Below are 6,645 nucleotides of genomic sequence, written 5' to 3'. Positions count from 1 at the left end.
GCGGCGAGATTGGGGAATAGTCAATGGGACGATGGGCTGAGACATAATAAATCCTCCAGTTTGTTTTTTATAACAGTATACCGGAGGAAGGAGTGAGTGGATAGATACCTTGTTATTGGGCGGTTACCCAATAACTATGTTACTCTATAAGTGAAGCTTACAGGTGCCTTGCTTCTTATCTTTCTTTGGAATGTTCGATTAGGTCGGACGATGGATAAATGTTTGGCAACTTGGGTTTCCAATTGGAAGGAAGAGAGTTTGTTTCTAAGAAATTTTCGACAGGCATAAACAGCGTCTGAAAAACAAATTTTATAAGTCTGTTTTAACTTTGATGTTTTAATGGTAACGTGTGAGGTTAGCCATTTACAAACATTAAAATTGATAAAGCGAGCGTAGATTTCTTGGAGAATTCCTTCCTTCTTTTTTGCATGAAAATGAGTCAGACCGATTGAACACGGATAATACCATGGTTTCTTGCCTTATGGGCATACAATTCAATCCCATTTCCAAGGAAAGGAATTTCATAATAAAGTCCAGATTGGTCAGCTGTTTTTGCTACATCTATGTAAGCTTCATTCGCATTCTTGGTCCAAGAGCCAGTAAAGGTAAATTTGTTAAAATCAGCACTTGGATTAGAAACAGGTGTAATTTCCTCCACCCTGTTCTCTGTAGGTGTAGTTGTCTCCTCGCTGCTTTCTCTCGCAAACATCAGAAGTTGTGATGTTGACTCATTTTCAGTGGTAGAGATACTTTCGTTAACTGGGCTAGCTTTGAGTTCTAGATCTCTTGTCTCGGTAGAGGAGTTAATTGGTGGATCTTGCTTGCTAGTTTGTGAGATTCCTTCGATTTGAGGACTAGCTGTAGTGTCAAGTGACGGCTCTATTTGTTGGGCAGCGATTAGATGTTGTCCAAATAAGAAACTCCCTATCATAATGGAGGCAGTCCCTACTCCAAATTTACGAATGGAATAGACTAACTGACGATCAAAGACAGACTTTCTTTTATTTTTCATCAGAATTCCTTTCTTCTTTTATTATAATAGTATATTAACATCGATAATATTTTATAAAATTAACGGTAGTTGGCAAGCGTTTTCATTTTTGTAGTAAAAAAGAGTTCAAAACTGATTTTTCACAGTCTTGAACTCTCTAGATGAGGATAGATTTATTTGCTTTATAGAAAAATTAGTTAGATCAAAGGTATTTACTCGCTACTTTAATATCACCATCATAAGCTGCCCTTTCTCCGTTAACAATCTGGTAGGCATCGGCTCCCTTGCCTGCGATGATAACAGCATCTTTCGGGGAGCTTGTTTGACTCATGGCTGTGCGAATGGCTTCTTCTCGGTCCAAGATAAAGTCGCTTAGACGGGTCATGTGGGCACGGATTTGTTCAGCAATAGCAGCTGGATCTTCACGGTTGGGATCATCAGCTGTCAGGATGACCTCAATCTGCGGATAGTCATTGAGCAGAAGACCGAAGTCCTTGCGGCGACTTTCTCCCTTGTTACCAGGAGCCCCTAAAATCAGAATGACCTTACCTGTCTGGTGTTCCAAGACGACATCGATTAACTTTTTCACGCTATCGCCGTTATGGGCGTAGTCCACGAAGACCTTGGCACCGTTTTGCTGGGTCAGGACTTCCATGCGACCAGGGACATTGGTTTGGGCAATCCCTGTGTGAATATCTTCCAGACTTGCTCCCAAACGGAGACAGGCCAGTCCTGCTGCGATGGCATTTTCTTGGTTGAAACCACCGATCAGCTGGATGTCGTAATGGCCAGCTAATTTGCCGGTCACTGTGAAGTCAAAACCTGCTGACTGAGTGATTTCATTTTCAGAGTTCGATCCATAAAAGTCATGGTCCTTTGAGCTAACTTGGTCTTTTACCACCTCAAAATGGTCCATTCCTGCATTGACAATAACCGCTCTGCTATTGTCCATCAAAAGCCGCTTGTGATAGAAATAGTCCTCAAAAGTTGGGTGCTCAATGGGGCCGATGTGGTCGGGACTGATGTTGAGAAAAACGCCGACATCAAAGGTCAGCCCGTAAACCCGCTTGACCAGATAGGCCTGGCTGGACACCTCCATAATCAAGTGGCTCATGCCGTTCTTGACCGCCTCCGCCATCATGGCAAAGAGGTCCAGGCTTTCAGGCGTGGTCAGGGTGGACTTAAAGAAAGTCTTGCCGTCCAGTGTGGTGTTCATGGTCGAAAGCATGGCAGGCTTGTGGCTGATTTTGAGAATGTTAAAAGCAAAATAAGCCGCCGTTGTCTTACCCTTTGTGCCGGTGAAGGCCAGGAGTTTAAGCTGTTTCTGGGGATGACCGTGAAACTCCATGGCAATCAGGCTCATAGCCTGCTTGATGTCGTGGACAATGATAGCAGGAATGCCGACCTCATAGTCGATTTCAGACACGTAAAAAGCCAGCCCAGCCTCGATAGCCTTTTCCAGAAATTCCTTCTTAAAGGCCAAACCTTTGGCAAAAAAGAGGGTCGTTGGGCTAACAGTCCGGCTGTCATAGCTGAGAGCGTCAAACTGGACATCCGTCCATGTGCTGTCAGTCTGGTTATTTTGTTTGATATAGCGGAAGTTGTCATCCGCTTTTAAGATATCTACTACACGTTCAATTGTAATCATGCTTCTATTGTAAACCTATCGAGGATATTTGACAAGTCTGGGCTATGTAAATAGTGGGTATTTTGACCGTAAAGTTGAATGAATATGACATTTCGCCCAGGAGTAAATTTGTGCTATAATAGGAGGGATTGAAAAAGGAGAAGTTTATGTTTTATTCTTATCTACGAACACTATTAACATTCTTGTTGTGGGCCATCAATGGCAATATTCACTATCATGATAGAGAAAAGATTTTGCCACAGGAGGAAAATTATATCCTCATCGCCCCGCACAAAACCTTCTGGGATCCAGTCTTTCTTGGCTACGCAGCTGCTCCCAAGCAGTTCATCTTTATGGCCAAAAAAGAACTCTTCAAGGACCGCGGTTTTGGCTGGTGGATTTCAAAATGTGGCGCCTTTCCAATTGACCGTGACAATCCTGGCATGGCAGCCATCAAGTATCCAGTCAACATGTTGAAAAAAAGTGATCGTTCGCTGGTCATGTTTCCTTCAGGAAGTCGTCATTCATCTGAACTCAAAGGTGGTGTGGCGGTCATTGCCAAGTCAGCCAAGGTCAAACTCATGCCTGCAACCTACGTAGGTCCCATGACTATTAAGGGGCTCTTAGCTGGTGAGCGAATCGATGTGGCTTTTGGAAATCCTATCGATGTTTCGGACATCAAGCGTGTGGATGATGCAGGTACGGCGGAAGTGACTAGTCGAATCGAAGCGGAATTCAAGCGATTGGATAACCACGCAGCTTCTTTCCAAACCAAGAAAAAACCAAATATCTTGACTTACATTTACCGTGTTCCTGTGCTCTTACTAGTTGCGCTTGTCCTAGGCTTGACCTATGTCTTTAGCTATATCGCCAGCTTTTTCTGGCAACCAAGCACTCAGTTGGATAAAAAATAGGATTAAAACTCGCAGAAAGCGGGTTTTTTTGTATTTTTTGCGAACTATATAGGTGGAGGTAACTTATGGATACGATTAAAACCTATATAGAAATGCTTAAAGGATACAAGTGGCAGATTGCCCTGCCCGCAGTGGCTGGCTTGCTAATGGCGACGTTCTTAATATTCAGCCAACCAGCCAAGTCTGATCAGACGGGTCTGACAGATTTTTCCCAGACTGAACAAACTTCGAGCAGTCAGGAGCAGCTTGAAGAAGTCAGTACAGAAGCAAGTGAAGAGCCCACCCAGCTAGTCATTGATGTCAAAGGAGCGGTGGAAAAACCAGGGCTGTATACCTTAGAAGCTGGTGCGCGTGTCAATGATGCAGTAGAGGCAGCTGGCGGCTTGACCAGTCAGGCAGATCCCAAGTCTATCAATCTGGCTCAGAAGCTCAGCGACGAAGCGGTAGTCTATGTGGCCAGCAAGGATGAAAATATCTCGGTGGTGGCCAGCACGACTGCCAGCTCTGCTATGTCCCAAGACGAAAAAAATACCAGTCTAGTCAATCTCAATACGGCGACCGAGGCGGACCTACAGACCATTTCGGGCATCGGTGCCAAGCGAGCGGCGGACATTATCGCCTATCGCGAGGCCAACGGCGGCTTCAAGTCGGTCGATGACCTCAACAATGTTTCGGGCATTGGCGACAAGACCATGGAAAGCATTCGACCTTATGTCACGGTCGATTAAGCCCCCCTGCCAGCCCATTCACCTGGCAATCTTGGCGGTGGCGGCCTATTTTGCAGTCCACTCTTTTTCCCTCTTGACAATGGGCCTGCTGAGTTTGTTGTTGCTGGTCTTTGGATTTAGGCAAGGTAAGGCAGTGTTCATCAAGACGCTGCCGCTTCTAGCCCTGTGCGGTCTGTTTTTCGGATGCCAAAAGGTCCAATGGGAGCGGGCAGACCAGTCAGCCCCAGAGCAACTCACAACTGTGCAGGTCATTCCAGATACCATAGACATCAATGGCGACAGCTTGTCTTTTCGTGGTCGGGCTGACGGACAAACCTATCAAGTTTTCTACAAATTAGCCAGTCAGGAGGAGCAAGCTTATTTTCAAAAGCTGGCAGACCTGGTCCAGCTAGAAGTGGAAGCAGAGGTCAGCCTGCCAGCTGGTCAGCGGAATTTCAAGGGCTTTGACTATCAGACCTATCTGAAAACACAGGGGATATATCGGACTGTCAAGCTAACGGCGATTAAGAAGATTGTTCCTATCCAGTCTTGGAATGTTTTTGACTGGCTATCAAGCTGGCGGAGGCAGGCCTTGGTCTATATCAAAACCAATTTTCCAGCACCTATGAGTCACTACATGACAGGGCTCTTGTTTGGGGACTTGGATAGTGAGTTTGACCAGATGAGTGACCTCTATTCCAGTCTAGGTATCATTCATCTCTTTGCCCTGTCTGGTATGCAGGTGGGCTTTTTCATCGACAAGTTTCGTTGGATTTTGCTGCGTCTGGGCTTGACCAAGGAAACAGTGGATAAGTTACAAATTCCCTTTTCCCTTGTCTATGCTGGTTTGACAGGCTTTTCTGTGTCGGTGGTACGGTCCTTGGTCCAAAAAATTCTGGGTAATCTAGGCTTGCGGAAGTTGGATAATTTTGCGGTGACGGTCTTTATCTGTCTGTTGATACTGCCCCGATTTTTACTGACAGCAGGAGGAGTGCTGACTTTTACTTATGCTTTCTTGCTGACGGTCTTTGATTTTGAGGATTTGGGGCAGGTCAAAAAGGCTGCGGTGGAGAGCCTCAGTATTTCACTGGGAATTTTGCCGGTGCTTATGACCTATTTCTATGCCTTTCAGCCTCTATCTATCCTCTTGACCTTTGTCTTTTCCTTTGTCTTTGATGTCCTACTCTTGCCAGGTTTGTCAGTCATTTTTCTCCTGTCGCCAGTTGTCAAGATGACCTGGGTCAACGGATTTTTTGTCTTTATGGAAAAAATCATTGTCTGGGTGGCGGATTTGGGATTGCGACCGTGGATACTGGGCCAGCCGTCTGGGATAATTCTTGTTCTCTTGCTGGTCTGTCTCTTCTTACTTTATGATTTTCACAGGAAGAAAAACTGGCTCCTGGGACTAAGCTTGGTCCTCGCTCTGCTATTTTTCATGACCAAACACCCGCTGGAAAACGAGGTGACGGTGGTGGACATCGGGCAGGGGGACAGCATCTTTTTGCGGGATTTGCGGGGGCGGACGGTTCTGATTGATGTGGGCGGACGAGTCGATTTCGCGGCCAAGGAAGCGTGGCAGGAGCGGTCTCGGCAGGCAAATGCAGAGCGGACTTTGATTCCCTATCTGCATAGTCGAGGTGTGGACAGGATTGATAGTCTAGTGCTGACCCACACAGACACAGACCATGTGGGCGATGTGCTGGAAGTGGCTAAGCAGGTACAAATTGGTCGGATTGTCGTGTCGCCGGGAAGTCTGACGGTGCCTGACTTTGTAGCAACCTTGAAAGAAATCAATGTGCCTGTCCATGTGGTAAAAGTGGGCGATCGCTTGCCAATTTTTGACTCCTATCTGGAAGTCCTCTATCCAGATGGGACAGGAGACGGTGGTAATAATGACTCTATTGTTCTTTACGGTCGCTTGCTGAAAACTAATTTTCTCTTTACAGGGGACTTGGAGCAGGGGGAGTTGGACTTGATAGATTCCTATCCCAACTTACCTGTTGATGTACTCAAGGCTGGTCACCACGGATCCAAAGGGTCTTCCTATCCTCAATTTCTAGACCATATCGGTGCCAAGATTGCTCTGGTATCTGCAGGAGAAAACAATCGTTACAAACACCCCCACCAAGAAACCTTGGACCGTTTTGACAGCCGGAATATCCAATTCTATCGCACCGATCAGCAAGGAGCTATTCGCTTTAGAGGTTGGAAGGAGTGGAAGATTGAGACGGTGAGGGAGTGAAGTTCGAACTGTTTACTACAATAAAATTATTTTTATAAGTTTCCTAACGCCATTTGTTGGGAAATTTTTTTTGTGCGGTAAAATTGACAGCGTATTCTTTGCATTTCATTCTTCTTACTTATATAATTGTAGTAGAGTTTTTATTTAGCTCAAAAGGAGACTAT

5 protein-coding genes and 1 pseudogene are annotated in these 6,645 nt (G+C 45.6%); 3 read left to right on the top strand and 3 right to left on the bottom strand.

The window, feature by feature from the left end; genetic code table 11:
* Positions 1-134: 134 nt before the first annotated feature.
* The 3 genes and pseudogenes from NF418_RS07400 to NF418_RS07390 form a co-directional block, all read right to left on the bottom strand.
* Positions 135-452 (bottom strand): annotated as a pseudogene (locus NF418_RS07400) (IS4 family transposase); the annotation flags it as partial.
* Positions 440-1,012, bottom strand: coding sequence for a YSIRK-type signal peptide-containing protein (locus NF418_RS07395; RefSeq protein ID WP_256779053.1), 573 nt, complete (start codon positions 1,010-1,012; stop codon positions 440-442). The pseudogene NF418_RS07400 and the gene NF418_RS07395, both read right to left, overlap by 13 nt.
* 181 nt (positions 1,013-1,193) lie before the next feature.
* Entirely contained in the window at positions 1,194-2,639 is a 1,446-nt protein-coding gene (locus NF418_RS07390) for a UDP-N-acetylmuramoyl-L-alanyl-D-glutamate--L-lysine ligase (protein ID WP_256779052.1), read from the bottom strand.
* A gap of 146 nt (positions 2,640-2,785) precedes the next feature.
* On the opposite strand from NF418_RS07390, the gene NF418_RS07385 reads away from it, so the two are divergent.
* The 3 genes from NF418_RS07385 (at position 2,786) to NF418_RS07375 (ending at position 6,481) form a co-directional block, all read left to right on the top strand.
* Entirely contained in the window at positions 2,786-3,532 is a 747-nt protein-coding gene (locus NF418_RS07385; RefSeq protein ID WP_256779051.1) for a lysophospholipid acyltransferase family protein, read from the top strand.
* Between the two features lie 65 nt (positions 3,533-3,597).
* Positions 3,598-4,260: a helix-hairpin-helix domain-containing protein gene (locus NF418_RS07380; RefSeq protein ID WP_256779050.1), complete on the top strand. Its 663-nt coding sequence runs from the start codon at positions 3,598-3,600 to the stop codon at positions 4,258-4,260.
* Complete coding sequence (locus NF418_RS07375) at positions 4,244-6,481, top strand: DNA internalization-related competence protein ComEC/Rec2 (RefSeq protein ID WP_256779049.1); 2,238 nt, start codon at positions 4,244-4,246, stop codon at positions 6,479-6,481. Before NF418_RS07380 ends, NF418_RS07375 begins: the two co-directional genes overlap by 17 nt.
* Positions 6,482-6,645: the final 164 nt, after the last annotated feature.

Source organism: Streptococcus suis, from assembly GCF_024509555.1.
Lineage (GTDB): Bacteria > Bacillota > Bacilli > Lactobacillales > Streptococcaceae > Streptococcus > Streptococcus suis_AD.
Note: the sequence above shows the minus strand (reverse complement) of the source record. Positions and strands in the feature narration are given on the sequence as shown.